The sequence below is a fragment of the Larkinella knui genome (assembly GCF_003858645.1).
GTDB classification, from domain to species: Bacteria; Bacteroidota; Bacteroidia; order Cytophagales; family Spirosomataceae; genus Larkinella; species Larkinella knui.
Map to the genome: position 1 here is coordinate 15822 of NZ_RQJP01000002.1, position 26612 is coordinate 42433.

21 protein-coding genes are annotated in these 26612 nt (G+C 51.0%); 7 read left to right on the forward strand and 14 right to left on the reverse strand.

Annotated elements, in window-relative coordinates; translation table 11 throughout:
* Window positions 1-3 precede the first annotated feature (3 nt).
* The 3 genes from EHT87_RS09015 to EHT87_RS09025 all read right to left on the reverse strand — a co-directional run bounded on the left by EHT87_RS09015 (window position 4) and on the right by EHT87_RS09025 (window position 7880).
* A complete protein-coding gene (locus tag EHT87_RS09015; protein WP_374756023.1) occupies window positions 4-3183 on the reverse strand; it encodes a SusC/RagA family TonB-linked outer membrane protein in 3180 nt (1059 codons plus the stop codon).
* Window positions 3184-3986: 803 nt separating this feature from the next.
* A complete protein-coding gene (locus tag EHT87_RS09020) occupies window positions 3987-5477 on the reverse strand; it encodes a glycoside hydrolase family 130 protein (RefSeq protein ID WP_185716175.1) in 1491 nt (496 codons plus the stop codon).
* Between the two features lie 102 nt (window positions 5478-5579).
* Window positions 5580-7880, reverse strand: coding sequence for a glycosyltransferase family 4 protein (locus EHT87_RS09025; protein ID WP_124906139.1), 2301 nt, complete (start codon window positions 7878-7880; stop codon window positions 5580-5582).
* Window positions 7881-8412: 532 nt separating this feature from the next.
* Here EHT87_RS09025 and EHT87_RS09030 point away from each other — a divergent pair.
* The gene (locus tag EHT87_RS09030; RefSeq protein ID WP_310587531.1) at window positions 8413-10695 is read left to right on the forward strand and encodes an efflux RND transporter permease subunit; all 2283 of its coding nucleotides are present in this window, start codon (window positions 8413-8415) and stop codon (window positions 10693-10695) included.
* 142 nt (window positions 10696-10837) lie between these two features.
* Here the strand turns inward: EHT87_RS09030 and EHT87_RS09035 are convergent, their stop codons facing one another.
* Window positions 10838-11140 carry a DUF4286 family protein gene (locus tag EHT87_RS09035; protein WP_124906143.1) on the reverse strand — a complete coding sequence of 101 codons (303 nt, stop codon included), beginning with the start codon at window positions 11138-11140 and terminating at the stop codon, window positions 10838-10840.
* Window positions 11141-11308: 168 nt separating this feature from the next.
* Between EHT87_RS09035 and EHT87_RS09040 the strand changes: the two genes are divergently transcribed.
* From EHT87_RS09040 to EHT87_RS09050, 3 genes are all read left to right on the forward strand, one after another.
* Window positions 11309-11770 (forward strand): cytochrome B, encoded by a 462-nt coding sequence (locus tag EHT87_RS09040; protein ID WP_124906145.1) that lies wholly within the window; start codon window positions 11309-11311, stop codon window positions 11768-11770.
* Between the two features lie 77 nt (window positions 11771-11847).
* The gene (locus EHT87_RS09045; protein ID WP_124906147.1) at window positions 11848-12345 is read left to right on the forward strand and encodes a hypothetical protein; all 498 of its coding nucleotides are present in this window, start codon (window positions 11848-11850) and stop codon (window positions 12343-12345) included.
* Between the two features lie 59 nt (window positions 12346-12404).
* Window positions 12405-13577, forward strand: coding sequence for a glutathionylspermidine synthase family protein (locus EHT87_RS09050; protein ID WP_124906149.1), 1173 nt, complete (start codon window positions 12405-12407; stop codon window positions 13575-13577).
* 1 nt (window position 13578) lies between these two features.
* Here the strand turns inward: EHT87_RS09050 and EHT87_RS09055 are convergent, their stop codons facing one another.
* Window positions 13579-14376: an SDR family oxidoreductase gene (locus EHT87_RS09055; protein ID WP_229320956.1), complete on the reverse strand. Its 798-nt coding sequence runs from the start codon at window positions 14374-14376 to the stop codon at window positions 13579-13581.
* A gap of 156 nt (window positions 14377-14532) precedes the next feature.
* Between EHT87_RS09055 and EHT87_RS09060 the strand changes: the two genes are divergently transcribed.
* On the forward strand, window positions 14533-14880 hold the full coding sequence (locus EHT87_RS09060) for a DoxX family protein (RefSeq protein WP_124906151.1): 348 nt from the start codon (window positions 14533-14535) through the stop codon (window positions 14878-14880).
* Here EHT87_RS09060 and EHT87_RS09065 read toward each other — a convergent pair.
* A complete protein-coding gene (locus tag EHT87_RS09065; RefSeq protein WP_124906153.1) occupies window positions 14871-15416 on the reverse strand; it encodes a GNAT family N-acetyltransferase in 546 nt (181 codons plus the stop codon). The two genes, EHT87_RS09060 and EHT87_RS09065, sit on opposite strands and share 10 nt — an antisense overlap.
* A 343-nt stretch (window positions 15417-15759) precedes the next feature.
* On the opposite strand from EHT87_RS09065, the gene EHT87_RS09070 reads away from it, so the two are divergent.
* Window positions 15760-17796, forward strand: coding sequence for a M13 family metallopeptidase (locus tag EHT87_RS09070; protein ID WP_124906155.1), 2037 nt, complete (start codon window positions 15760-15762; stop codon window positions 17794-17796).
* A gap of 59 nt (window positions 17797-17855) precedes the next feature.
* On the opposite strand, the gene EHT87_RS09075 is transcribed toward EHT87_RS09070, so the two are convergent.
* The 7 genes from EHT87_RS09075 to EHT87_RS09100 form a co-directional block, all read right to left on the reverse strand.
* Window positions 17856-18515, reverse strand: coding sequence for a putative outer membrane beta-barrel protein (locus EHT87_RS09075; RefSeq protein ID WP_124906157.1), 660 nt, complete (start codon window positions 18513-18515; stop codon window positions 17856-17858).
* A 146-nt stretch (window positions 18516-18661) separates the two neighbouring features.
* Window positions 18662-19738: an aminotransferase class V-fold PLP-dependent enzyme gene (locus EHT87_RS09080; protein WP_124906159.1), complete on the reverse strand. Its 1077-nt coding sequence runs from the start codon at window positions 19736-19738 to the stop codon at window positions 18662-18664.
* A 6-nt stretch (window positions 19739-19744) separates the two neighbouring features.
* Window positions 19745-20155, reverse strand: coding sequence for a DUF3592 domain-containing protein (locus tag EHT87_RS09085; protein WP_221621997.1), 411 nt, complete (start codon window positions 20153-20155; stop codon window positions 19745-19747).
* Between the two features lie 42 nt (window positions 20156-20197).
* Entirely contained in the window at window positions 20198-22102 is a 1905-nt protein-coding gene (gene serA / locus EHT87_RS09090) for a phosphoglycerate dehydrogenase (RefSeq protein ID WP_124906163.1), read from the reverse strand.
* 47 nt (window positions 22103-22149) lie between these two features.
* On the reverse strand, window positions 22150-22245 hold the full coding sequence (locus EHT87_RS31835) for a HepT-like ribonuclease domain-containing protein (RefSeq protein ID WP_374756024.1): 96 nt from the start codon (window positions 22243-22245) through the stop codon (window positions 22150-22152).
* A 76-nt stretch (window positions 22246-22321) separates the two neighbouring features.
* Window positions 22322-22552 carry a nucleotidyltransferase family protein gene (locus EHT87_RS09095; protein WP_124906165.1) on the reverse strand — a complete coding sequence of 77 codons (231 nt, stop codon included), beginning with the start codon at window positions 22550-22552 and terminating at the stop codon, window positions 22322-22324.
* Window positions 22553-22559: 7 nt separating this feature from the next.
* Window positions 22560-23600: a YheT family hydrolase gene (locus EHT87_RS09100; protein WP_124906167.1), complete on the reverse strand. Its 1041-nt coding sequence runs from the start codon at window positions 23598-23600 to the stop codon at window positions 22560-22562.
* Window positions 23601-23841: 241 nt separating this feature from the next.
* On the opposite strand from EHT87_RS09100, the gene EHT87_RS09105 reads away from it, so the two are divergent.
* Window positions 23842-24384, forward strand: coding sequence for a DUF2911 domain-containing protein (locus EHT87_RS09105; protein ID WP_124906169.1), 543 nt, complete (start codon window positions 23842-23844; stop codon window positions 24382-24384).
* Window positions 24385-24599: 215 nt separating this feature from the next.
* On the opposite strand, the gene EHT87_RS09110 is transcribed toward EHT87_RS09105, so the two are convergent.
* A complete protein-coding gene (locus tag EHT87_RS09110) occupies window positions 24600-26567 on the reverse strand; it encodes a c-type cytochrome (RefSeq protein ID WP_229321064.1) in 1968 nt (655 codons plus the stop codon).
* Window positions 26568-26612: the final 45 nt, after the last annotated feature.

A 26612-nucleotide genomic window follows, 5' to 3' on the forward strand; every position in this document is an offset into this window, starting at 1 on the left:
TAATTACAAACCGATCTGTAGGCCAAACATGAACGTCGTCGGTTTGGGGTAGTTGTGCCACATCATCCCCTGCGAGAAGGCGCTGTTTCCATCACCCTGGTTGGTTGGCGTCACTTCCGGATCACCAATGATCGGATCGTGAACCAGCAGGAAGAAGTTCTGCACGGTAGCGTAGGCGCGCAAGCGGTTTAGCTTCAGTTTGCTGGTTACATTCGACGGGAAGGTATAGCCTAACAGCAGGTTTTTACCGCGCAGGAATGAGCCATCCTTGATCCAGTGGCTATCTACGTTGGTAACGTAACCCGCCCGGGTATCCCGGATTTCAGCAATTTGGCTACCTTGATTGGTCGGCGTCCAGGCATTCAATACCGAGGTGTAGCTGTTGGCCAGAGCCTGACGGTCTTCGCTGGCGTGCAGGTTCATCATCATTACGTCATTACCATACGAGAACTGCGTTTCGAACGTCAAATCGAAGCTCTTGTAGCGGAATGTGTTGGTGAAAGCACCCCAGGCTTTGGGACTCCCGTTGCCAATAATGCTCCGGTCGGCATCCGTGATGGCTTTGTCGCCGTTCACATCCAGGTATTTGATATCACCCGGCAGAATCGTCAAACCGTTCCGGTAGCTGGTGAATTTAGCCGCTTCTTCACGTTCGGCTTCGCTCCAGACACCCACCCGGGTCAGACCCCAGAACGAGCCCACCGGTTCGCCAATACGAATGATGTTCGTCGGGTTGGTGAAGTTGGGTCCACCCACGTTGAAGATGTCCGACGGGGTAGCCAGCGACAACACCTTGTTGCGGTTAAAGGAAATGTTGAACGTTGTGTTCCACTGGAAACCGCCCGCGTCGATGTTGACCGTGTTCAGGCCAAACTCGAAGCCCCGGTTTTGCATCGAGCCCACGTTCCGGCGAATCGTGCCGTAGCCGCTCGTGCGTGGTACCGGCGCATCCAGCAGCATGTCCGTCGTCTTGCGGTAGTAGTAATCCGCTTCCAGATTGATGCGGCCTTTCAACAGCCCCAGTTCAATCCCCACGTCCGTCTGAGCGGTTTTTTCCCACCGCAAATCCGGGTTCGCCAGGCGGCTGATGCCCGTGCCCGACACTTTCGTCTCGCCGTAGACGGTCGAGTAGTTCGAGCTCAGCAGCGACAGCGACGAGTAGGCCGGAATTTCCGAGTTCCCCGTCAGACCAAAGCTGGTGCGCACTTTCAGGTTCGAGATGATGGAATTGCCCTTGAGGAATTCCTCTTCGGACGCCCGCCAGGCCAGAGCCGCCGAGGGGAAGAAGGCAAACTTGTGGTTTTCACCGAATTTAGACGACCCATCGGCCCGGCCCGTGAAGGTCAGCAAATACTTCTCCATCAGGCTGTAGTTGATGCGGCCGAAGTAGGAGTTGAAGGCCGAGCGGGAAGCGCCCGAACTCACGCTGGGGTTGGTAGCACCCGCCCCCAGGTTATTGAACCCGAAGTAGTCGGTGGCAAAACCGCTTACGCTGGCTCCAATGTTGAAAATATTCGTTTCCTGCCACGAAATCCCCAACAGGGCGTTGATAGCGTGCTTCTGGTTGAACTGCTTGTTGTAGGTCAGGTAGTTTTCCAACGACCAGAAAGATTCTTTCCGGTTGCTGGCCGATGCATTCCCGTTACCGCCAATGTTGAGCGTCCGGGTTACCGAGATGTTATTTTCCTGAGTCTGGACGTTAGCCCCGACAATCGTGCGCATTTCCAGCCCTTTGGCAAAGGTAATATTGGAATACAGGCTACCAATAGTGGTTTGCGTGTTCAGGATGTATTTGGTATCCATCAGACGGTGAACCGAACTCATCGTACCTTCTGCGTAGGGGAAATCCCGGTTGTTGGCGTAGGTTCCGTCTTCGTATTTAACGGGCAGGAACGGAAAATCCTCCACAATCTGGCGAGCCACTGCATCACCCTGATCCACGATGTTTTCAGACTGGTTGTTGTAGCTCAGCGTTCCGCCAATTTTCAACCAGGTTTTGACCTGATCATCGATGGTGAAACGGCCCGAATAACGTTTCAGATAAGAAGTCTTGATCAATCCCTGATCATCCCGGTAGCCCAGCGAAATCGAATACTGCGTGCGGTCATTACCGCCACTAAAGCCCAACTGGTGGTTTTGCGAGAGTTTGTTCTGGCTCGACTCTTTCAGCCAATCCGTATCGTATTTCGGGCTGCCGTCCGAGTTCCAGACCCGGGGGTCCGTCCGGCGCAGTTTGGGGTTCAGATACGCCCATTTACCGGCATTCCAGCCGACGGGATCGTATTTGGCCATATTGGCCCACGCCAGGTCTTCCGTAGCTATGTATTGTTGTGAATTCAAAACATGAGGCCGGTTGGGTCCGATGGTGTTGACGCTGAAATCGACGTTATAGGTCACCTGGCCTTCGCCCGCTTTGCCTTTTTTAGTCGTTACCAGCACCACACCGTTGGCACCCCGCGCTCCGTAAATAGCGGTGGACGAGGCATCTTTCAACACTTCCACCGAAACGATATCGTTGGGGTTAATGTAGTCGATGGCCGAACTGAACTGGTTTTGATTCCCCTGGGGCAACATCACCCCATCCACCACATACAATGGGTTGTTGGAGGAGTTGATGGAGCTAAACCCGCGTACGCGGATGGTGGTCCGGCCCCCGGGGCGACCCGAGTTGGTATTGACCTGCACACCCGGCATACGGCCCGACAGCGCCTGCGTCAGCGAAGCGGCCGGACGTTCTTTCAATTCGGCTTCTTTTACCGTTCCAACGGCACCGGTCAAATCGCTTTTCTTGGCCGTACCGTACCCAATCACCACGATTTCTTCGAGAACTTTATTGTCGGCTTTCAGGCTTACGTCCAGAGAGCTTTGAGCTCCTACACTTACTTCCTGAGACAGATAGCCCACAAACGAAAAGACCAGAACGGCACCCCGCTCGGGAACTTCAAGTTTGTATTGTCCATTGGCATCCGATACAGTACCACGCTGGGTTCCTTTCAAGACAATACTGACCCCCGGTAAGGGAGAATTGGTCTCATCCGTCACTTTTCCGGAAAGAGTCCGGTCAACCAGACGAGTTGCCAGCGCGTTTTTAGAGACTGATCCCGCGTTGGGATCTTTCGCTGCGAGAGCGACATTTGTGCAGACAAAAGCCAGTAGGAGTTGAGGAATGGATAATCTCATCATCCTGCCAAGCCGGGCTTGCGGTAGTAAGAGTTTTACCATAGAATTTGAGTACCGTTAATACGGCGATTAATTAGGAGTTGGTAGTTTAGTGGAAAGAAACATGATTATTTTTGTAAAACTAATAAATAGTAAGGTCTCAATTGCTGCTGATTGGTCACAATTAATAAAAAATATTAATAATGGATTTTTAATTTGAACTTATCGAAACCTTTGTATTAATTATCGCACGAGCTCTTTAATCTTATTTTAATATTGAAAAGCCCACCAGAGGCTTATTTAAAATATAAGCTTTTATGTTACAGATACTTACAGAATTAACGAATTTTTATACCATTTTCCAACTAAGTTGATATTGATATTTTATAACCGAATTTTGATGTTATATCACATGACATAAGCAACATAAATGAAAGTATATTTCTTACATTTTTTTTATAGCACTGCGCCACACCCGCATTTTTGAGTCCGGAAATTGCCCGTTAGCCAATCATTAAATGAAGTCTGACCGAAAGGTGGGCCGTTCATTTGAAAGCCGTTCGCGTTGTAATCCGGAGTTGATCTTTAGCAATGGTCTCTCGGCTTAGGGTGCACTTGACAGCCGAAAGGTTTTCCGCCAAAGTACCCACCAGAATAGCATACCTACTTTCGTGTCGTTGATAGAATTTGGAGTTCGGCTTTCACAAAGGCGGTTTGTTTTATTCTGTTATCAGACAATGTCTTACCGGCCAGAACTTGAAGGTTAAAAAAAGAGCATAAAAAAACCGCTCCTGTCGTCGGGGAGCGGTTTTCATGGATTCTACGATTTAAAGACTTTGTTCTTCCACATTGACTTCAACCTGTTTCTGGCTACCGGTCAATTCATTCAGTAATTCGTGAATGTTTACGGTGGCAAAGCTACTGGCATAGTCGGACATGGCGTAGGGAATAATAAGTTCATTGCCGTTGATGAGCCCACCACAGCTGTAGACCACATTGGGCACGTAGCCTTCGCGCTCGTTTTCGTCGGGGCTCAGCAACGGTTCGGTCAGTCGGCCAATCACTTTTCCGGGGTCGTTCAGGTCGAGCAAAAAAGCACCAATGGCGTATTTACGCATGGGGCCAACGCCGTGGCTCAACACGAGCCAGCCCGCTTCGGTTTCGATGGGCGAACCGCAGTTGCCAAGCTGAACGAATTCCCAGTGGTAGGTCGGTTTCAGCAGGATTTCCTTCGTTTGCCAGAAATACAGATCATCCGAATACATCAGGTAAATATTCTCTCCGTCCTGTCGCGACAGCATGACATAGCGACCATTGATTTTTCGGGGAAACAAGGCCATTCCTTTATTCTGGACTTCGGCCCCATTCAGGGTGCTGACGCTGAAGTGCGTAAAATCCTTGGTCTGAAGCAGTTGCGGAAACGTTACCTGACCATTGTAAGCGGTATACGTGGCGTAATAGGTTACTTCGCCATCATCATCGACAAACCGCACAAAACGGGCGTCTTCAATTCCGTTGGTTTCGTTGGGAGACGTCGGAAAAATACAGCGCTCGTCGAGGCTCTGGTCATCATCGAAATCCAGTTCATAATTGGAACGGGAAAGCGTCCGAAGGCTACTCGCAATGGCTTCATACTCAGCATGATGGCGGTATTGCGTCAGCACGCGCTTCAGGCGGTCTTCCATTTCTTCCACCACGAACTCCTCGCCCAAACCGCTCATCATCATTTCCGAAATCGGATTCGACAACCGGAGTTCGTAGAGTTTCCGCTCAAACTGCGCCCGGTTAAACCGGTGGTTGGGAACGATTTCCGGGGATGTGACGTAGCGCGACGGTTTTCTCAAAATAATCTTGCTATCCTGATCGATGTAGCCCATCCGAAACGTAATCGACGAAATATGGCCTTCGCCCGTGGCCCGCATACTCAGAATAAACCGTTTGAAACCCGGTGGAACATTGGTCTGGTCGGGGTGCCAGACCATCGACGGATTGAATAGCGCGGCCGATTCCAGCGAGTATTCCATGGTAAAATACGCGCCCAGCAGCAATTTCCGTTCCAGCGTCAACGGTTCATCGGTCAGCAATTGGGATTTGATATGATTGAAACGTTTCAGAAAAAACCGCTCCAGTTTATAATGCCGACTGCCGAATTCACGAATCACTTCGCCGAGTTTTTGTTCAGCTTCTTCTTCAGTCATGGCATTAACCCGGGCGATAATTTTCAAGGTACGGGTAGCACTGCTGTGTTCAAAGGGCCGAAACAGAACGCGGGTTGGGTCCGGGCGCAGAACAATGCCGGTACGGGTTGCCTTTATCATAAGTTTCAAAAAAGTTGACGGACAGAAGGGTTATCGAAGAAGGGAATGAATGGTCCCGGTTATCGTTCATTTCATCCCTTCTGTATCTCTGCCCTTCAACGTCTAAACTAACAATGTTAGTGCCGTATTTGCAATTTCAGCGTCGGAAATTTGTTTTTGGGTTAAATGCAGCTCCGTTAAAGCCATCAGATAGGCCAGCGTCGATTCGGCACCCTGGTTTTGGTTCACCCGGTCGACGTGTAAGCCATCCCGGCAACCGCCCGTATTGGGATCATAAACCGACAAGCCCAGATCGTTGTGTCCCGTAAACCACTTGAATATCTTCGTAGCCCGTTTCACCCACACAGCTTCTTTCGTAATCCGGTATGCAGCCAGACAGGCCGAAACCGAGCCCTGAACTTCGAGCGGCTGCTGGTCGAAATAAGCCCGTTCTCCCCCTTTGGTATAAAACCCATTGGAACCAATCGGCTGAAAATAGCCGGTGCTGGCAATACCGCTGCCGGTCATCTGCAGGCTGATCAGCCAATCCAGCGTTTTCAGGCCCAGATCGATTAAGGTACTGTCCTGCAACGTCTCACCGGCACAAATCAGCGCGTGGGGCAGTTTGGCATTATCATACGTCAGGTAGTCTTCAAACCAGGGCCATTCTTTGGATTTGCTGTCCTCATGCCGAACGATGAGTTTATCGACCAGTTGTTGCAAAATCGTTTTTACGAGCCGGTCGTTACCAAACCGTTTCAGGTATTCGCAGGCCCCCATGATTCCAAAAGCCCAGGAACGGGGCGAAGGCAGGTCGACAAGCGCAGGCAGCGTCTGGTGCAGCATCGGCATTGCCCAGGTAATCAGGTTTTTGTCCGACGACCGCCCGACGCAGGTTCCGAGCGCCCAGATGGCCCGGCCCGTGCTGTCATCGGAGCCAACATCTTCGAGCCATTGCCGGTTGTAGCTCATAAAATTCCGAAACTGTCCTCTGCCCTGGATGTAGGCATAATTGAGGAAAGCGGCAAAATCGTCGGTCAGTTTCGCCAGTTTGCGATCGCCCTGACCGGCCTCTTCCACCAGCACCGTCAGGATCAAAGCCCGGGCATTATCGTCCGTGCAATAGCCTTCTTCATAGTGCGGTAAATGGTAGCGGGCATGCTGGATGATTCCCGTCGAATCGGTCAAACGATACAGATGATCGAGCCGGATTGGCGGCAATTTATACGTTCCACTTCCATTGCCATTCAGGAGCGACAAAGGACTGCCGGGCAGAGCAATCGGCTGCTGGCGGGCCTGAACGAACGATTCGACGTAGCGTTCCATGACGCGTTCCCAGATCATGCTCCGACCCAGTAAATACGCTTTTTTGCGCATCCCGTGTCGCAGCGGTTCGTCGTTCATCAAATTGATAATCGCGTCGGCCACCGCTTCCGAATCATTGAATGGCACCAGAACGCCCCGCCCGTCGGCCAGCAGTTCTTCCGCGTGCCAGTAGGGAGTCGAGACGACCGCCTTACCACACCCAAAAGCGTACGAAAGCGTTCCGGACGTAATCTGGGCCGGGTTCAAATACGGCGTGATGTAAATATCAGCCGCACCCAGAAACTCAATCAGGTTGTCGAGTTCAACAAACTGATTGAAAAACATCACGTTATTTTTGACTCCGCAATCGGCAGCCAGTTTTTTCAGACTATCGCGGTATACTTCGCCCTGATCCCGAATCAGATTCGGGTGCGTTGCTCCCAGCACAATGTAGACGATGTTGGGAAATTTATCGACAATCCGGGGTAACGCCTTGATGACATTTTCAATGCCTTTATTGGGCGACAACAGCCCGAAAGTCAGCAGGACTTGTTTTCCTTCGATGCCAAACCGGTCTTTATGAAAATGGGGATCGACAAACGGCATGTCGGGAATCCCGTGGGCAATGACATCGATTTTATCTTCCGGAACGTCATAAATATCTTTCAGGAACTGGCGGCCTTTTTCACTCATTACCACCACCCGAGCCGACAGATCGGCGATGGTTTTCAACACCATCAACTGATCCTGATCCGGATTGCGCAACACGGTATGAAACGTGGTAATAACCGGCATCGTCAGATTCCGAAGCAAGGTCAGAATGTAATTTCCGGCCGTGCCGCCATAAATACCATATTCGTGCTGAAGGCACACCACTTCGGTGTTCATGGAATTCAGAAACTCGGCGGCTTTTTTGTATGAATTCAGATCATGCTGGTAAAACTCATAGCGAACTTCATCCGGATAATCATACCCCTCCGGAACATCGTTTACTGATACAACCATAGCCGACGATTCCGGATAAAAAGTTGTAAACGATTTGTATAAATCAGCAGTAAACGTGGCAATCCCGCACTTCCGGGGTAGGTAATCGCCTATAAAGGCAACACTTGTGGGCATGTGCACACTGGGGGTCACGTTTTGTAGTGGAGCGTAATTCATAATTATACGGGGAAATAATAGTAGAGAAATTATCCTGGCGGGCAACTAATTTCGATTAACAACAGCGTATCAATCGCACGTACGTAAAGCCAGTAAGAAAACACGCCAACGGCCGCTATTGTTTAAAATTTGCTTGGATTTAAAACCCTGAGGACCGGTTTCGCCGTATTTTGTTTTTTCTCCAAGCGGAACCATAACCGGAGATTTAAGCAGAAATGCGCCGGATTTTGCCGCTGTAGCCCTTCAGAACGCTATTACTTTTGCTTATACCGGAAATAGCATATATACAAGTCGCCGGATCAGGTTGGCACTTCTCGGGTAGCGGTCGGCCAGCCGCGTTCAGTGGCCCGTCATTTTCAAAAACTAACCCAATTTAGTACCTTGCACGCTTACCTTCTGTTCTGGCTTGATGTTCTGGCACCGCGTTTCGGATTTCATATTAAAAAATCGCCTTCTCCTGCTCGTTATCATTTTTGCAGGAACGGTATTTATGGCGTACCAGGCCACCCGCATTCAACTTTCCTACGAGATTGCCCGGATTCTGCCCTCCAACGACCCCGACTTCGAACTGTACGAATCGTTTAAAAAGCGCTTTGGTGAAGACGGCAGCGTGATGGTGATCGGGATCGAAACGCCCGACTTGTATACGTTACCGGTTTTCAACGGCTGGCATGCTCTGAATCAGGACATTAAAAAATCAGCGGGTGTTCAAACCGTCTTATCGGCGGCCAGTTTATTTCAAATTGTTCGCAACGACAGCATCAAGCAGTTTCAGTTTTTGCCCCTGGCCCCCCGTGCACCCGCAACGCAGGCTGAAGTCGACAGCATCCGTTCGACGGTGGCGTCACTACCTTTCTACCGCGGCTTTGTGTCCGACAGCGCCGGCCGGTCGCACCTGATGGCCGTCACTTTCGATCAGAAAAAGCTGAATACGAAATACCGCCTGGGCTATGTGGCGGATATTGAGCGAAAAGTAAGAGCGTTCGGGGCAAAATTCAAGATCCCGGTTCACATGTCCGGAATGCCCTACATCCGCACCAAGTTTACGGCGAAAGTGAGCAGTGAAATGGTTTTGTTCATGGCCCTGGCCTTTGGCGTAACGGCCATTATTCTGCTGTTTTTCTTCCGTTCGATCGTAGCCGTTCTGGCCGCCATCAGCATCGTTGGTGTGGGCGTCGTCTGGTCGCTGGGCTTTCTGGTGCTATTTGGCTATAAAATTACGCTCCTGACCGGCTTGCTGCCACCCCTGATCATCGTGATCGGAATTCCGAACACCATTTTTCTCATCAATAAATACTTCGAAGAATTCAGCCACCACGGCGACAAAACGCGGGCGCTGAACACGGCAACGGAACGCATTGGCGAGATGACGTTTTTTGCCAATGTCACCACCGCCATCGGTTTTTTTGTCTTTTATTTCGCCAGCAGCCCCATGCTGGCCCAGTTTGGTCTGGTGGCGTCTTTAGGCGTGGTGGTTACTTACGCCCTCTGCCTGGTTCTGATTCCAATTGTTTTTGGGTATTTGCCCGAACCATCGTCCCGGCAGCGGGGCCACTTGGAAAGCCGCTGGGTGGTTTCCTTCCTGAGCTGGGTCAATTACACGGTTCATCACCGCCGTCGTGCCATCTACGCCTTCATCGGTATTCTGGTGATTATCAGCCTCATTGGCGCGCTGCGCATTCAGGCCGTTGGCTATGTGGTGGATGACTTACCGAAGAATGATCCGATTTATACTGATCTGAAATTTTTCGAGAAAAACTTTCGGGGCGTTCTCCCTTTTGAGGTGTCCATCGATTCGCGCCAGCCGGGCCGGGTGCTGACCCCCCAGACGCTGACCAAAATGCGGCTTTTGCAGCGCGAGTTTGAAAAATACCCGGAGTTCACACGTCCCCTTTCCATTGTTGAAGCGGCTAAATTTCTGTATCAGGGCTATCGTGGAGGAGATCCCAAATACTACGTTTTGCCGGGCGCGCTGGAAATAGCCAAAGTAGCCAGCTACGCGCCCCCGATGCAGGGCAAAGCCAACCTTTTCAAAGGGTTTATCGACAGCACCCGTCGCTACACCCGCGTGAGTTTCCAGATGGCCGACGTCGGAACGGTGCGCATCCGCCAGTTACTGACGACCCTGCAACCCAAAGTCGATTCCATTTTTAATGTCGACCGCGAAACCGGGAAACGCGTTTCGAACGGCGACATGTACGACGTACGGATTACGGGCAGCAGCACTATTTTTACGAAAGGAAACGAGTATCTCGTTGATAATCTGAAGGAAAGCGTTTACCTAGCGGTTATTCTGATCACGGGTTTGCTGGCTCTGTTGCTCCGCGATATTCGAACGATCCTCATTTGCTCGCTGCCCCGCATCGTTCCGCTGATCATCACGGCGGGAATTATGGGCTATTACGGCATTCGGCTAAAACCGTCGACAATTCTGATTTTCAGCGTGGCTTTTGGAATTGCTTCCGACGGCACCATTTATTTTATTGCCCGCTATCGTGAGGAGCTTCGGCGTGGGCTGAGCATTTCCAAAGCCATTACTGCCACGATTCATCAGGCCGGTATCAGCATGATTTATACGGCTTTTATCCTCTTTGCCGGTTTTGCCATTTTCGCCTTTTCAACGTTCCAGGGAACGGTAGCACTCGGTGTTCTCGTATCGATCACGCTTTTGATGGGCATGGCCGCGAACCTGATTTTACTCCCCGCCTTTCTGCTCTCACTCGACAAACGAAAAAACCGCAGAGAACTTCTGAACAACGAGAGCGCAGCGTAATGTCAGTTTACGGTTGATGGTATTCGGTTTACGGTATTCGGTTTACAGTTTACGGTGGCTGACGCGTTAGACTGATTGCGCCAGCAAGCATGCGTCAGCCACCGAATACCGTAAACTGTAAACCGAATACCGTAACCCATACTCAAACCTCCTCCAGTAAACTCTGGAACGTGACATACTGGGTACCAAACCGCTCCTGAATTTTCTCCATCAGGTCGTCCCCGTGGTATTTCTGAAAGCGGTAAAAGTCCAGTTTGATGCGAAACGAAAACTGGAACGTGTAGGTAGCTCCCCCGTTATCGACTTCGGTCAGCAGATGCAGGATTTTATGGCTCAACGGCAGGCCCGTTGCCATGATCGCCGGAACGTGTTCGGCCCGCATCCAGTTTAACCACTCCCGTTCAACGGTCTTGTCAATATTAATCGTCAGGTTGTAAAGAATCATTTTTAATCGGTGAATTAGCGAAAACAGGGCGCGTATTCGATAAACGAAATTGAGCCTCCCGGAAAGTCTAACAGCAAATTCGTCCTTTTTGTCCTTAATCTTGCAGCTATTCTCATTCGTCTTAGCCGCAAATGTTGTTTCTTTGCCGTACGACAAACCTCCTCACTTATGTTTTACACTATACTGGTACATGCCCACTCGGGCCTTCGCTGGATTGTATTGATTCTGTTGATCGCAGCCATCATAACGGCATTTCGCAAATGGCAGGGCCGCGATGAGTACACCGCCGGTAACAACCAACTGTACCTTTTTACCTTAATTGCTACGCATACGCAATTTCTGATTGGGCTGATTTTGTACTTTATGAGTCCTAAAGTGCCTTTGTTCGATTCCGGAATTGACTTCGGCACCATCATGCGCACCACCCTATACCGGTTTTATACCATCGAACACATCGTCGGAATGCTCATTGCCGTCGTGCTCATTACGATTGGCCGGTCGAAATCGCGCCGGATCAGTGGTCCGGTTCAGAAACACCGCACGGTTTTTATCTTTTTTGGGCTGGGTCTGCTCGCTATTCTGGTTTCCATTCCGTGGCCTTTCCGGATTCCCGGCGCGGGCTGGTTTTAAGAATTGACCAATGAACGACAGACTATCGAAACGGGGTGATTCGTTGTTCATTGGTCACTATTCACTCTTTTTTACCCATGTCCCCCGCTCGCCAGCACCGAACTGTTTTGAACTGGATTCAGCCCTCCCCCGCTGAACGGTATGAAATTTATTCGGAACTGGGTATCCCTCAGGCCGTTCTGACCATTGCCCGACCCGAACAGGCTATGATCGAATCCCGGTTTGGCAGTTACCGGATTCAACGGCAAACGAAGTTTACCAACATCGCCGTTACCGATCTCACCGGTTCGCCCATTGCCACCATTCGTACCAGCTGGTGGGGGCATCTTTACCTGACGTTTGACGACGGGCGCCAACTTCGCTTCCATTCTTCCGGCCTATTTCGCAGCCGCTGGCTCTGGAGCAGCCCCGATGGCGAACCCCGGGCGGTGGTGCAGCGCAGCCGAATTTTCTTTTCGCCCGAATGGCCCATTCGTGAAGGACTGTCGGCGCTTTTGACCGGTTTAACCATTTTTTTTATTGTTACCAAACCAACGTCAGTATTCAGTTTTCGGTTTACGGTTTTCGGAGGCTGACGCAAGCGACTTCAAATGCGTCAGCCTCCGAAAACCGTAAACCGAATACCCTAACGAATATGATACAAACCCGCCCCTTACCGGTTTCGCCGGATCAACAACTGCGCAACATCGGCTGGAACTGGATGCTCGGAACCGACACGCTGGCGTATTTGACCAATGAAGTGGTGGTGGTTAAACCCGCCGAGGCTGATGCATATTATGAAGCGGCCAACCAACTGTTTGACATGCTGGTGGAAGCCGGGCAGCACGTGATCGATACCAATCGATTTAGTGAACTCGGCATCCCGGCCAACCTCGTTGACCTGATCAAACTTTCCTGGAGCGACGACCGGCATATTCAATTGTACGGCCGTTTCGATCTGGCAGGCGGCATCGCCGGGCAACCGATTAAACTGATTGAATTCAATGCCGATACGGCGACCTGCATTCCCGAAACGGCCGTCGTACAATACGCCCACCTGCTCGCGAATGGCCTGGATGAAGAGCGTCAGTTCAATTCCGTTTACGAAACGCTGGTCGGGCAATTCCGCGACATCCTGCTGCAAAATGAGGACCTTCAGCCCACGTTGCTGCTATCGGCCCTGCGCGGTTTTCCGGAAGACGACAGCAACGTGGCGGTTTTGGGAGAAGCCGCCCGTGAAGCCGGCTTCACCGTCGAATTCGAGTACATTGACAAGGTTGAATTCTCGGTCGATGAAGGTGTTTTCAAGCAAAATCCCCAAACCGGTCACTTCGACAAATTCGATTTCTGGTTCAAACTAATTCCGTGGGAATACATTGGTGAGGAAGAATCCGATCTGGCGCACATCCTGACCGAAGCCGTGCGTCGCCGGCAGGTCGTGGTCCTGAATCCGGCTTATTCGTTGCTGTTTCAATCAAAATACATCCTGAAAATATTGTGGGAATTGTATCCGTATCACCCGCTCCTGCTCCAGACCGAAACCCGCCCGTTAACCGACCGGCCCTACGTGGAGAAAGTGCTGTTCGGTCGCGAAGGGGCCAACGTCCGCATTCTGGACGAGCAAGGCCGGGTTACGGCCGAAGCTGAAGGTGAATATGGTGATTACCCGAAAATCTACCAGGAATACGTCGATTTACCGACGGATGCAGCCGGAAAGCGGTATCAGGCCGGTGTGTTCTACGCGGGCGAGAGTTGCGGTCTGGGCTACCGACGTGGTGGCGTCATTCTGGACAACGGTGCGCAGTTTGTCGGACACGTGGTGGAATAAATCAGCCCATCAACAACGACTCCGCGCCGTCGATCCAGATGGGGGTGCCGGTAATGTGGCTCGCCTTTTCGGACGCCAGAAAGGCCACGAGTTCGGCCACCTGTTCGCTGGTTCCGGGTTTGCCATCGGTCAGCGGGATTTTGCCTTCCGGAAACTCGACGGGTTCTTTGGCCGACTCCAGGTCGCGCTTTTCGGTACTGTCTTCAATTTGGGTTTCGATGGCCCCGGGGCATACCACGTTCACCCGGATGCGGTGTTTGGCGAGTTCCAGCGCGGCCATTTTGGTAAAAGCCAGCTGACCAGCTTTGGTCGTCGAATACGCCGTTGCGCCCGTGTTGCTAAAAATTCGGGTACCGTTCACCGAAGCCGTAATGATGATCGAACCGCCGTTTTCCTTCAACATCGGAATGGCATATTTCACCGTCAGAAACGTACCGCGCAGGTTGATGTTGATGGTTTTGTCCCACTCGTCGGGTTCCAGTTCTTCGATGGGCGCCCACACGCCGTTGACCCCGGCATTGGCAAAAACGATATCTAATCCGCCCCATTGCTTCCGGATTTCGCCATACGCCTGCTGCATTTCGTCAGCACTTGCTATATCGGCCAGCAGAGAAATAGCTTCTCCTCCCTCCCGCCGAATCTGGTCGACGGTTTCCTGCAGTTCGTCTTCCGTACGGCCCAAAGCGGCCAGCCGGGCTCCTTTTCGGGCCAGCAGAAGGGCCGCGGCTTTCCCGATTCCCGAACCGGCTCCGGTTACCAATGCTACTTTTCCGGTAAATTCCCTATCTTGACTCATCATGGCGTCGACCGATTATGTTGCTTGTTGCTTAATCTACCCGCGCATGGTTCTTTTTGTTAGAAAATCAGGTCAATCTTTTCAAACTTTCTAGTAAATGCACATTTGGGGACGCGTTCAAAACCCAGGCTGCTTCCCTTCTAACCACTTCCACCGTACATGCATAACCTGAGTCTCTACAGCATTGCCGCCATTTACATCGTATCCGGTTTTCTGCATTTCTTCCGGCCCGACCCTTACCTCCGCATCATGCCGCCCTACATTCCCTACCATGCGCTCATGGTGGTGCTCAGCGGGATTGCCGAACTGGTTTTGGGCGTCGGGTTGCTGTTTCCGGCAACCCGATCGCTGGCAGCCTGGGGGTTGATTCTGTTATTGATCGCTATTTTCCCGGCCAATCTGTACATGGCTACGGCCGATAAATTCGCTGAAATACCGGCCTGGATTCGCTGGGGACGGCTTCCGCTTCAGTTGCTCCTGATCTGGTGGGCCTGGCGCTATACCTGATCTGACGGGAAGCGGGTGCGTTTCCAGCGAACTCCTTCTTCTACGTCGCCAACCAGTAGAAATCCGTTTTTCTGCAACACCCGCTGCGAAGCAATGTGGTGGGCTGGCGTATCGGCCACCACCGTCTTCACGTCGGGGTGTTCAAAAATCCATTCCAGAAAACAGGCCACGGCTTCGGTCGTGAACTGCCGCCCTTCGAATCGTTGATCCATAAAGTAACCGATCAGGGTTTGCCCATCCGCATCCGGGGTTCCGGCTACGCCGATGCCACCAATAGTCAGATTCAATTCGCGATGAACAATCAGCCAATGGGTGTACCAAAACCAGTCGTCCGGATGAGCGATAACACCGGGGATGATATACTGCGGGAGCGCATCCTGAAATTCGGCCATGAAATCGTAATCGCCACTGAGTTTCAGGTCCGAAATTTCCAGTCCACGGGCCGTTTCCAGCGTAGTTCGGCTGATTGCCAATTGGTCGAGATCCGTTAGGGGTAATGGAATTAATTGCAACCGTTTTGAAAAAAGAGAAGTCATTGGAGTAGCTGGTAAATGATTGATAGTAAAGACAATAGAATAGCACACCACCAGAAAAGTGATGAACGATCCGGACTAATCAATCAATAAACCAGTCCAGGCAGGAAGCCGGAAAGAAGTGAAGTGTGCAGCGGCCTTTGTTTTAAACCGCTGTAAAGATACATCCAAAGCGGTTCTTTTTCCACTTATTTCGGCCCAGACCGATAGCGGTGAGGCAATTGTATCGTATTGGGTCCGGATAATTGTACCAACGGTCAATATCCCCCGGTTTACGGTAGTCGTCAGAATCAGTAAAAAAAGTATTTTTATCCCTTTCTGCTTGAGTCAACGAACGAACCATTGTATGAAACTCCCACAATCTCTCCTGCTGGCGGTCGGCGGAACCCTGTTGTTTACCGCTTGCAAAACTGAAAAAGAAGAAAATGCCCGGACGGTATTTTTTGACAAATCGGGCATGGACACAACCATATCGCCCGGCAACGATTTTTTCTCCTACGCCAACGGCAACTGGGTTAAGACTACCAAGATCCCGGCCGATCAGAGCGGTTGGGGCTCATTTTACACCTTATACGAAGAGAATCAGAAAAAAACCCGGTCGATTCTGGAAGAAGCCGCAGCCGCCGGGGCCGCAAAAGGCAGTACGGAACAGAAAGTGGGCGATTTCTACGCCAGCGGCATGGATACCGTTACGATTGAGAAAAAAGGCTACGATCCGCTAAAGCCCGAACTGGCTAAAATTGCCGCTTTGCGGGATTATAAGCAGGTTATTACTTACCTGGCCGCCGACGAAGCCAACCGGGGTGGCGACCTGTTTGGGCTGTATGTGGGAGCGGATGACCGCAAAAGCGATATCAACCGGATCAATTTCGTCCAAAGTGGGTTGAGCCTGCCGGAAAAAGATTATTATTTCAATAATGACGAGGAAACCAAGAAGGTACGGACAGCTTTTGTCAAGTATATCGTTAAACTTTTTACGCTAACCGGCGTCGATTCCACGACAGCCCGCAAAAAAGCCGACGCGATCCTGGCGTTCGAGACGGCTTTGGCCAAATCTCACAAGGCGGCCGCCGACCTCCGTGATCCCATCAAAAACTACCACAAGTATTCGGTAAATGAACTGGCTAAACTGACGCCCAATATCGACTGGAAGTCCTTTCTGAGCACGATGACGGCGAAAACGGACACGGTTTTGATGGGACAACCGGAATATTATCAGGCCCTGAATACGTTGCTTGCCACGACCCCGATTGAGGTTTTAAAGGACCACCTGGCGTTCAATTTCATCGATAACAATGCCTCGCTGTTGAGCAAACCGTTCGTGATGGCCAAGTTTGAGTTCAGTGGCAAAACGCTCTCCGGCCAACAGGCGCTGTCGGAACGCTGGAAACGCGTGGCTGGCAATGCCGATGCGTATCTGGGCGAATTGCTGGGGCAGTTGTGGGTGAAGAAATATTTTACGCCTGAAGCCAAAGAGCGGATGCTGACGCTGGTGACCAACCTTCAGAAAGCCTACCGAAACCGCATCGAGAAACTGGACTGGATGACGCCTGAAACAAAGAAAATTGCGCTGGAAAAACTGGACGGTATTGCCAATAAAATCGGCTATCCGGACAAATGGAAAGATTATTCGGATGTGGAGGTTAAGCGGGACGATTATTTCGGAAATATCCAAAGCGCCCGCCGACACGAGAACAAGGAGAATATGGAGAAAATTGAAAAACCGGTCGACCGGACCGAGTGGGGTATGACGCCCCCGACGGTGAATGCCTACGCCAATCCGTCGTTCAACGAGATCGTTTTTCCGGCCGGTATTCTCCAGTTTCCGTTTTTTGATAAAGATGCCGATGATGCCATTAATTACGGAAGTATTGGCATGGTGATCGGACACGAAATGACTCACCTTTTCGATGATCAGGGCCGCCAGTATGATGTTAAAGGGAATCTGCGCGACTGGTGGCAAAAGTCCGATGCGGACAAATTTACGGCTAAAGCTAACCAGGTGGTCAACCAGTACAACAGCTACACGGTTTTGAACAACCTGAAATTGAACGGTCGTCTGACGTTGGGCGAAAACCTCGCCGATCTCGGCGGTCTGGCCATCGCCTTCGACGCCTTCAAACTGACGGATCAGTGGAAAACTGATCAGAAAATTGACGGTTTCACGCCCCAGCAGCGGTTTTTCCTCGGCTTTGCGCAGATTTGGCGTACCGTGATTCGGGACGAATCCCAGCGGGTTCGCGTACAGACCGATCCGCACTCGCCGGCTAAATACCGGGTCAATGGCCCCCTGACCAACTTCGCCCCTTTCTACCAGGCTTTCAACGTCAAACCCGGCGAAAAAATGTATAAACCGGAGGTTGATCAAACCCGGATTTGGTAAGTATGTACCTGCGGTTTAGTCCGTGTTTTTTGTTTAACACGGACTAAACCGCAGGTACGTTAATACCGCCGTCGGCCGCCAATGTGTAAGTTGGCCCCCAATTTCACTTGCGGCCCGCGGTTGTTGCCCGCAAAAACCGGCGCTTTATCGTAATAATTATTTTCAATCATCAGCTCGAAGCTCAACTTTTCCATCGCTTTAAGGCCCACACCCAGACCGATATTCAGGCTGCTGAATCCGCGCCGGTCATTGGGCCCAACATCGCTGGAACGGAATTTTCCGATGTTTAAACCGCCTTCGCCGAAGAGGTAGAACGTGTTCCGAATCGGGTAATACCGAACAAAAGCCCCCCCGGAATTGGCCCGGTAGCTGGTCGATGCCCGACTCTCAAACGCACCCCGGATGCCCAAGGCCAAACCGCGTTTGATAAAATAGCCGACCCGCGGATTAAAAACCGTATACAAACCCTGGCCCTTTCCCGTTGCAAAGCCCAGAGAAACACCCACCAGAAAAGCGCCAGAGCGAAACCAGGGGGAGTCGGAGCGGTCAAAATAGGATCTTCGGTAGTCGGAGCGCACTTCTTCCGTTGCGGGTGGAGTAGCCAGCGAACTTGGAGCGGGGGTATCGCTTTTGAGCGTATCGGTTTCCTGCGCCTGAGCCACCAGGCCGGTTGTCAGACAAACAGAGAATAGAAGGAGTCGATTTATATACGTTTTCATTGGATTACGCTGAGTTGTCTATTTAAAACCAGACCGGCCGTATAAAGTTTGTCCAAATGCAAATAGCCTGTTTTTTTACCGGAAATCGCAGACACTTTGCTGCGGTTGTCCGGTAAAAAAAACAGGCTATTGAGCTATAAAAAAGACTAGGCTTTTGCCAATACGTCGATCAACCGGCCAACCTGCCCGGCGTCGGTTGCGGGGAAGTTGGCAATCCGAATTTGCGAATCCTTGAACTGACCATACCCGCTGCCAACCACCATACCGGCGTCTTTGGCCAGACTGATGATTTCCGAAGATGGTTTTTGGGTGCTGGCCACGACGACCGTCCGGGAACGGTGGCGGTCTTCTTTCACAAACGGTGAAAACTGCGGATGACTTTCGATGAATTTATACAGCATCTTCGCCTTTTCTTCAGTCTCCCGGCGAATGGTTTCGACCCCAATCCGGTTGAAATCCTGCGCAATTTTCCCCAGCAAATAAATCAGTAAAACGTTGGGCGTAGCCGGTGTTTCATACGTTTTGAAGTTTTTCCAGAGCGTCGGCAAATTGTTGTGCGCACCAATGTGCTGATCGCCGTGCTTCAGCAGCTCGGCTTTTTCAAGACACTTCTCATTGGCGATCCAGACGCCCAGTCCGGCGGGCAAGCCAAAGGCTTTTTGAACGGAAAAGAAAGCCGTATCGATCAGGGAGAAATCCAGATCGGGAAAAGGTGCCGACGAAACGATGTCGACCGCAATCAGCTTTTTGGCATTGCTGCGCTTCAGTTTGTGAATATCGACCGGCCGCATTTGTACGCCCGAACTGGTTTCGTTGTGCGTAACAGCGATCAGTTCCGCGTAGTCAGGCACCACGATTTCGCCGTAATCGAACCCCTCGCCGAACGGTTTTTCCTGCTTGTGGGTATACTTATGCACCCCGGTAGCGTATTCACAGAATTTCTTCGAAAACGACCCGTTGATCAGGTGAAAGCTTTCGTGTTCGACGCAATTGAGCATAATGCGCTCCCACACCTCCGACGCCGAACCGGTAAAGAAAATCCCGTGCGACTCCGGAATCGTCAAAAGCTCGCGCAATTGCTCAACACAGAACTGATACAGGCTCCGGAACCTGGCGCTCCGGTGCGAAATCGACCCAATCTGCTCATCCATCGCCGTTTGGAGGTGTTGGTAAACAGTCGGATATAACTCCGCTGGCCCGGCGGTGAAGTAGGTTTGTTTCATAATGGTTTAATAAAAATACTGCCTTGTCCAGATCAAACTATCCGGCAACATTAACCCAAATTGCCCAAACCGTTCTTCGGTTGAGAGTACAATACTATTCGAAGGATCGCTCTTTTCATAAACTACCGGCAATTTCTGTTTCATCACCGAGTCCAGCTGCCACTTCGTAAGCTTCCAGAAAGCCCGGCTTTTCGCCGTAAACACCTTTCCGTCAACGTTGTACTGGACGTCAACGCGGTAGACATCCCTGACTTTTCTCCTTTCATAGTTAAACCGTTCGATGGTTCCAACCGTAAAGGCCTGATCGTTCTGGATCTGCTTTCGTTCGTAAATGGTATACAGCTTTGGGGCGGCTGCCAGGGCAAGCAAGACAGGAGTAAAAGCCATGAGAATCACTTTCGATGGTGGCCATTCCATGCGTTTCTCTGTTACTTCCTCTCCCATCCAGTTACCCGTTTATCAGTATAACAACCTGAATTTGATCGTGTTGTCAATATTCCGCAGTTCATTCACCACTTCATCCGAATAATCTTTGGCAATGTCGGTAATGACATAGCCGACCTGTTCGGTTGTTTTCAGGTATTGTCCCTGAATATTGATGTGGTAATTGGCAAAAATGGCGTTGATTTTTGCCAGAATACCCGGCACATTGGCGTGAATATGCAACAACCGGTGCGAATCTTTCAACAGCGGCAGTTGTACTTCCGGAAAGTTGACACTTCCGTACGTACTGCCATTGTTGATGTATTCTAACAGTTTTCCGGGCACAAAGTTGCCAATATTTTCCTGTGCTTCTTCGGTACTCCCGCCAATGTGTGGCGTCAAAATCACGTTCGGCAAACCGCGTAACTCGTTGATAAACTCCTCATTATTGGTTTTTGGTTCGTACGGGAATACATCGACGCCCGCACCGGCCACCCGACCACTTTTCAAGGCGTCGACCAGCGAAGGAATATCGACAATGTGACCGCGCGACAGATTCAGGAAAATAACTCCCTCTTTCATCAGCGAAAATTCCCGGGCACCGATCAGGTTTTTATTGCTGGCCCGACCGTCGGTATGCAGGCTAATGAAGTCGGAAATGGCGAGCAATTCGTCCAGCGTTTTGCATTTCCGGGCATTGCCGAGGGCCAGTTTGTCAATAATGTCGTAAAAATAAACCTCCATGCCCAGCGCTTCAGCCACCACCGACAACTGCGTGCCGATATTGCCGTAGCCTACCAGGCCGAGTTTTTTACCGCGAACTTCAAAGCTGTTTTTAGCCGATTTGTCCCAGGTTCCCTCGTGCATTTTATTGCTTTTGGGAACGATGTTCCGCACCAGCATGATGATCTCGCCAATGGCCAGCTCGACCACGGAGCGGGTGTTGCTGTAGGGCGCATTGAAAACCGCAATGCCTTTTTCGGTACAGGTTTTCAGGTCGATCTGGTTGGTGCCAATGCAGAAGGCCCCAACGCACATGAGCTTGTTGGCGTGTTCCAGTACGCGGCTGGTTACCTGGGTTTTAGACCGGATCCCGAGAATGGAAACATCCCGGATTTTCTCGATCAGCTCGTCCTCATCCAGCGCACCTTTCAGGATTTCCACATTGAAGCCTTCGCTCTCAAACAGCTTCACCGCCACGGGGTGCACGTTCTCGAGCAACAGGACTTTAATCCGGCTTTTTGGATATGACTGACTGCGGCTCAGCTTATTATGGTATAAAAATTCGTCGAGAGACGGAGCAACGTGGTCGGCTTTTTCGATTACTTTGGGTCGCATAACATTTTCGGTAAAGGCGTAGAACCGGTTCGCCAACCCGGACTCCCGGATTTCGTAGTCGGTATACCCATCGCCTATTACGTAAATGTCGCCTTCCAGATTTAGGTTCCGAATCAGCTTCACTTTCCCTTTGTCGGTCGAGAGTGGATTCTCGCAGTCACAACTCACAATGTTGCCGTCGGCATCGTAGACGAACGTGTTGGCGAACACATTTTCTTCCTTGATTCCCAGCGAGGTTACAATCGGCACGATAAATTCTTTAAACCCGCTCGAAACAATGTAGATGTGATCGGCGTGTTCAGTGAGAAACCCGCGATTGCGCTGGAAAGAATCCGAGATTTCGGTTTTCAGCGTTTCAATCAGCGCGGGCAGATGATCCCGGTGGGCCTGCAACAATTCGAGCCGCAATTCGATCGATTTGGACAGGGAAATTTCCCCCGACATACCCCGATCGGTGATGATCTTAATTTTTTCGAGAATTGCTTCCCGGTCGCGGTGACCCGCCAGTGAGATTTCTCCCAATACATCCAGGGCTTCGACTTTGGTAAAAGTACTGTCGAAGTCGATGACGAAATACGTTTGTTCGAGTGTTTTGGTTAACATAATTGAGGATTACCCGTTATCAATAGACAACTGCTGTAGTACGCTTTCTACTTGATTTTTAGCGTTGGAATTTTGTCTATACTTGCCTGCCAAATACTATCATAATTAATTCTGAAGTACGCATAAACCAGTATGTTCCGCACGACATACAACGTATTCTACGTCACTTCGGTAACTTTATTCGGTGTGTCTTTTGTAACAAAGTTGGCCGCTTCTCCACTAATTTCCAACAATTTGACCAGCGCCATCAACATCCTGCTTCAATAGGCTTTCCAATTGAATCTTCGTGTTGGCAAATTGGAAAATATCGACCCGCTCATCCAACTCGACCAGAATATCGATATCGCTGTCAGGCCGGGATTCACCCCGCGCTTTCGAACCAACCAAATAAGCCCGTTGTACAGGTGGATTGGTAAAGAACGGGTGAATAACGGCATGTTGCGCTATCATAAGCTAATCAGTTTGTATTTCTCAAAAACCGCAAGGCCCGTTCTTCCGACCAGTAAACGGTTCGGTTTGGGCCCGCGGGTGTAAAACCGCAATGCCCGCCCTGCGTCGGAAATTCCATCCAGACGTTGGGCAGTTGGCGGGCCAGTTCTTCCGGGAAACATTCGCGCGACAAAAAAGGGTCATTTTTGGCATTGACAATCAGGGTCGGAATCGCGATTTTATCCAGATAGTGCAACGCGCTGCTCTGTTCATAATAGTCTTCGGCATCGCGAAACCCGTGCAAGCGTGACGTAAACAGGTTGTCAAACTCCCGCAAAGTACGGACTTTTTGTAATCCCTCCGTATGAATAACGCCCGGCATGAGGGCGGCTTTTTCAAAAACCTTGCGCTTTAACGTCCGGTTAAAGCGCTGGTTATAAATCTGGCTATCCCAGGCTTCCAGTCGGCGCGACGCGCTGGTCAGGTGCAAAGGTACCGAAAACACCACGGCTTTTTCGATGGCCGGATGAATCGCTTTCCCCTGCTCACCCAGGTATTTTAAGGTCACATTGCCGCCGGCACTGAATCCCAGAAGATTGATGTGTTTGTAGCCTTTCTGCAAGGCATAATCGATCACCAGTTGCAGATCGCCCGTTTCGCCGAGGTGATAAAACCGGGCCTGCCGGTTCATTTCGCCACTGCAACTGCGGTAATTCCAGGCCAGACAATCAAACCCGTTGGCCGTCAGGTGCCGAACCATGCCCGCCAGGTATTGCCGCCCCGAATCGCCTTCCAGGCCGTGGGAAAGGATGACCAGCGTTCTTACATCCTTCAGGGTCTGGACACCTACACCTGTCAGATTTTCAAAACCTGACAGGTGTAGGTGTCCAGATCCTGAAGGATTTCCATAACTCCAGTCCAGATCCAGAAAATCGTCGTCGGGGGTTTCAATGCGCTCGCGGGTGTAGGATACGCTGACTTTTCGGAACAAAGCCGGAATAATGGTTTGCAAATGGCCGTTCCACAAATGAGCGGGCGGGCGGTAATCCGACGGAAAAAGCAGCGGCATAGTAATTCTCAGAAGTAACACAAAGGTAAGCGGTTCGGCGGCAACGGGAAAATCAAATGGAAGGAAAGGCGAAAGAGATTATTTTTCACCATCGATTTTGGTAGTATTAGTATAGATGATTGAAATATTTCGACTTCCCGTTTAACTTATTTTCTCGACCGATTAAACCAGTGCTGTATCTTTTTGCTCTAACTTTCGTTTTCTTTGTGATGAATCATTCACCAAAAACTTTCTATTACCTATGAAAAAGGGATTATTAGTCATCATTGCGTTGCTGGTTACCGCAACCTCTACCCTGGTTTTTGCGCAGGCAAAGAGCCCACACCTGAAAGTTGAAAGCCCCGGCAAAAGTGTTAAAGTCGTCTACGGACAACCTTCAAAACGGGGCCGTGTCATCTTTGGGGCTAACGGTCTGGAAAAGTACGGTACGGTATGGCGGACGGGCGCTGATGAAGCCACCGAAATTACGTTTGCCAAAGATGTGATGTTCGGTGACAAAATGGTGAAAGCCGGTACGTATACGCTCTTTACCATCCCTGACGAAAAAGAATGGACGGTCATTCTGAATAGCAAACTGGGCCAATGGGGCGCTTATGACTACATTGACCCGGTAAAAGGTGCTGAATTGAAGAAGAAAGACGTCGCCCAGATCAAGGTTCCGGCCAAGACCAACGCTACACCGGTTGAGAAACTGACGATCACTCCAACGGAGTCGGAAGTATCGATTGCCTGGGATGTCGCTTCAATTTCTATTCCCATCAAACCGGTTGGTGGTACCAACTGAAGGAAATCCGCCGGAGCGATTCGCCGACGTAGTACGATCTAGCGATTAATCAATACCCCGGAAACAGGAAAGCCCGACCACTGGCCGGGCTTTCCTGTTTCCGACCTGACAGGTTGAAAAAACCTGTCAGGTCCTGGATGTGTTTTTTATAAGCAATTATTTTTACAGGCAATTGGTAGACCTGACAGGTTGAAAAAACCTGTCAGGTCGTGTGGTTAAGGCTCATCTGCATTTTTGGCGGCAGCGGTTTTACCGGGTGCCAGGGAATTGATCCAGGCGGCAATTTTGAGCGCATCGGCTTTGGGAACCTGCGGCATCGGCGGCATTTCAGTCGAATAATCCGGCCAGTTCTGCGGTTTTGGATTGTAAATCAGTTCCACAATTTTTTCATTGCTGTACCCGCGTTTGGCCACATCGGCAAACGCCGGACCAACCTGCCGTTTTTCGGCATTGTGGCAAGCCGCGCACGTATGGCGGTTTAGCAGCGGTTTCACTTCCTCAAACGTTGGTGCTTTGGCAATCAGCGTACCGGATTTGGCACCGGAAACCGCCGTCGTTTTTGCACCAGCTTTTACGCCCGCTTTCGTGGGAACGCCCTTCCTGGCCGGAGCGGTTTTGGATGCCGACGAATTGAACGTACTGACACCGCTCATGGCCAGTTTCGGGCCTTCCGGAATGTTGTTCAGCGTGTAATAGGCCGTCGGGTGCACCAGCGAATAGGAACCTTCGGCCGCCCGAACGCCGTCCAGCGTCAGGTTATGAATGTAATATTGCCGCAGGTTATCAACAATCACGCGGGCTTTCAAGCCGTCGGGCGACACTTTCACGCCTTTCACCGAACAGCTTTCCTTGTTCACTGTCGGGCTACCGTAAACCGGGTGGTATTTGTAAATAAAACTTTCAACCGAATACGAAGCGAGATCTTCCGCCGATTTGCGATCCACCGGCGTCGTAAATTCCACTTCAAAACCGTCTGGCATGGCGCGAACCGCCCGCATCTCAAACGGCATCTGGTTGTTCCATGTCAGGCGTTGCAGCCCTTCATCGGCATCCCCCGCCGAGCCCCAGCCCCGGTTGGTTTCGCCGACGAACAACGAACCGTCTTTGGCCCAGGCCATCCGCAGAACTCCTGAGCGAAAACCGCTGCGGAAATCGAATGAAGCCCCCTGAAACTCACCGTTCACTTTTTCCATGAACACGCGCGTAATCTTGCTTTGGCCCTGATCACCCACCAGCACCTGTCCGGCAAACGGCCCGAATGAACCTTCCGGAATTTTTACAATTTCCGAGTTGGAAATCCCCTGAATCCCGTGAGGCAACCAGACGACAGGCAACTGAATTTCCGGAAATTCTTTTTTCATTTCGAAGAGAGTGAAATACTTCTCGTCGATGACGTTCTCCGGTTTAATCGCCCGGCCCTGCTCGTCGCGGTTATCGCGCGGATTGATTCTGGCATACAATTGTTCCTGCGTCAGTTTGACCGGCGACTTCGGATCACCGCTCCAGCGTAAACCCGCCGGGTGGCCCATAAAGGCACCTTTTTTCACGTGCCAAACGCCACCCGAACCAATCCAGTCGCCCTGATTATCAGCGTAAAACAACTCACCATCGATCATGCCCAAACCGGCCGGTGACCGCACGCCCGTTGCCCAGGGCTCGATCTGACCGTCTTTGGTGATGTGCATAATCCAGCCGCGCCACGGAACGCGGCTTTCGCCCGCCCACCATTTTTCGTCGCCAAAAGCCACGTTGCCCGATATGAAATACGAACCGTCGGGCGCAATCTTGGGTCCAAACGTGTATTCGTGGTAGTGACCCGAAACCGGAATGTTGGTAACTGTCTCGATGATGTCGGCTTTTCCGTCTTTGTTGGAATCGACCAGTTTGGTAAGCTCACCGCGCTGGGCGCAATACAGAGCGCCGTCTTTGTAGGCCAGTCCCAACACTTCGTGCAGACCGGAAGCAAACTTGCGGAAAAACGGACGGCGGCTGGTCGGGTTTTCGACAATAAAAATATCACCCCGGCGGGTTGCCACGCCCAGATCACCGTTGGGAAGCACGGCCAAACCGCCCACTTCCAGCAACGTCCCTTCCGGTGCGGACACTTTCAGGATTTTATAAAAATCTTCTTCCTTGGGCGATTCCTGCGCCCAACCTACCGAAAAAGCAGCCGTTGACAGCATCGTGCCAACCACCGCCCGGCGAAGAATGGATGTATAGAATGGTTT

What these genes read in the sequence shown, in the direction of transcription:
- EHT87_RS09015 (WP_374756023.1), bottom strand. Translation starts at nt 3,183, where the DNA reads ATGATGAGATTATCCATTCCTCAACTCCTACTGGCTTTTGTCTGCACA.
- EHT87_RS09020 (WP_185716175.1), bottom strand. Translation starts at nt 5,477, where the DNA reads ATGATAAAGGCAACCCGTACCGGCATTGTTCTGCGCCCGGACCCAACC.
- EHT87_RS09025 (WP_124906139.1), bottom strand. Translation starts at nt 7,880, where the DNA reads ATGCCCACAAGTGTTGCCTTTATAGGCGATTACCTACCCCGGAAGTGC.
- EHT87_RS09030 (WP_310587531.1), top strand. Translation starts at nt 8,413, where the DNA reads ATGGCGTACCAGGCCACCCGCATTCAACTTTCCTACGAGATTGCCCGG.
- EHT87_RS09035 (WP_124906143.1), bottom strand. Translation starts at nt 11,140, where the DNA reads ATGATTCTTTACAACCTGACGATTAATATTGACAAGACCGTTGAACGG.
- EHT87_RS09040 (WP_124906145.1), top strand. Translation starts at nt 11,309, where the DNA reads ATGTTTTACACTATACTGGTACATGCCCACTCGGGCCTTCGCTGGATT.
- EHT87_RS09045 (WP_124906147.1), top strand. Translation starts at nt 11,848, where the DNA reads ATGTCCCCCGCTCGCCAGCACCGAACTGTTTTGAACTGGATTCAGCCC.
- EHT87_RS09050 (WP_124906149.1), top strand. Translation starts at nt 12,405, where the DNA reads ATGATACAAACCCGCCCCTTACCGGTTTCGCCGGATCAACAACTGCGC.
- EHT87_RS09055 (WP_229320956.1), bottom strand. Translation starts at nt 14,376, where the DNA reads ATGATGAGTCAAGATAGGGAATTTACCGGAAAAGTAGCATTGGTAACC.
- EHT87_RS09060 (WP_124906151.1), top strand. Translation starts at nt 14,533, where the DNA reads ATGCATAACCTGAGTCTCTACAGCATTGCCGCCATTTACATCGTATCC.
- EHT87_RS09065 (WP_124906153.1), bottom strand. Translation starts at nt 15,416, where the DNA reads ATGACTTCTCTTTTTTCAAAACGGTTGCAATTAATTCCATTACCCCTA.
- EHT87_RS09070 (WP_124906155.1), top strand. Translation starts at nt 15,760, where the DNA reads ATGAAACTCCCACAATCTCTCCTGCTGGCGGTCGGCGGAACCCTGTTG.
- EHT87_RS09075 (WP_124906157.1), bottom strand. Translation starts at nt 18,515, where the DNA reads ATGAAAACGTATATAAATCGACTCCTTCTATTCTCTGTTTGTCTGACA.
- EHT87_RS09080 (WP_124906159.1), bottom strand. Translation starts at nt 19,738, where the DNA reads ATGAAACAAACCTACTTCACCGCCGGGCCAGCGGAGTTATATCCGACT.
- EHT87_RS09085 (WP_221621997.1), bottom strand. Translation starts at nt 20,155, where the DNA reads ATGGAATGGCCACCATCGAAAGTGATTCTCATGGCTTTTACTCCTGTC.
- serA (WP_124906163.1), bottom strand. Translation starts at nt 22,102, where the DNA reads ATGTTAACCAAAACACTCGAACAAACGTATTTCGTCATCGACTTCGAC.
- EHT87_RS09095 (WP_124906165.1), bottom strand. Translation starts at nt 22,552, where the DNA reads ATGATAGCGCAACATGCCGTTATTCACCCGTTCTTTACCAATCCACCT.
- EHT87_RS09100 (WP_124906167.1), bottom strand. Translation starts at nt 23,600, where the DNA reads ATGCCGCTGCTTTTTCCGTCGGATTACCGCCCGCCCGCTCATTTGTGG.
- EHT87_RS09105 (WP_124906169.1), top strand. Translation starts at nt 23,842, where the DNA reads ATGAAAAAGGGATTATTAGTCATCATTGCGTTGCTGGTTACCGCAACC.
- EHT87_RS09110 (WP_229321064.1), bottom strand. Translation starts at nt 26,567, where the DNA reads ATGCTGTCAACGGCTGCTTTTTCGGTAGGTTGGGCGCAGGAATCGCCC.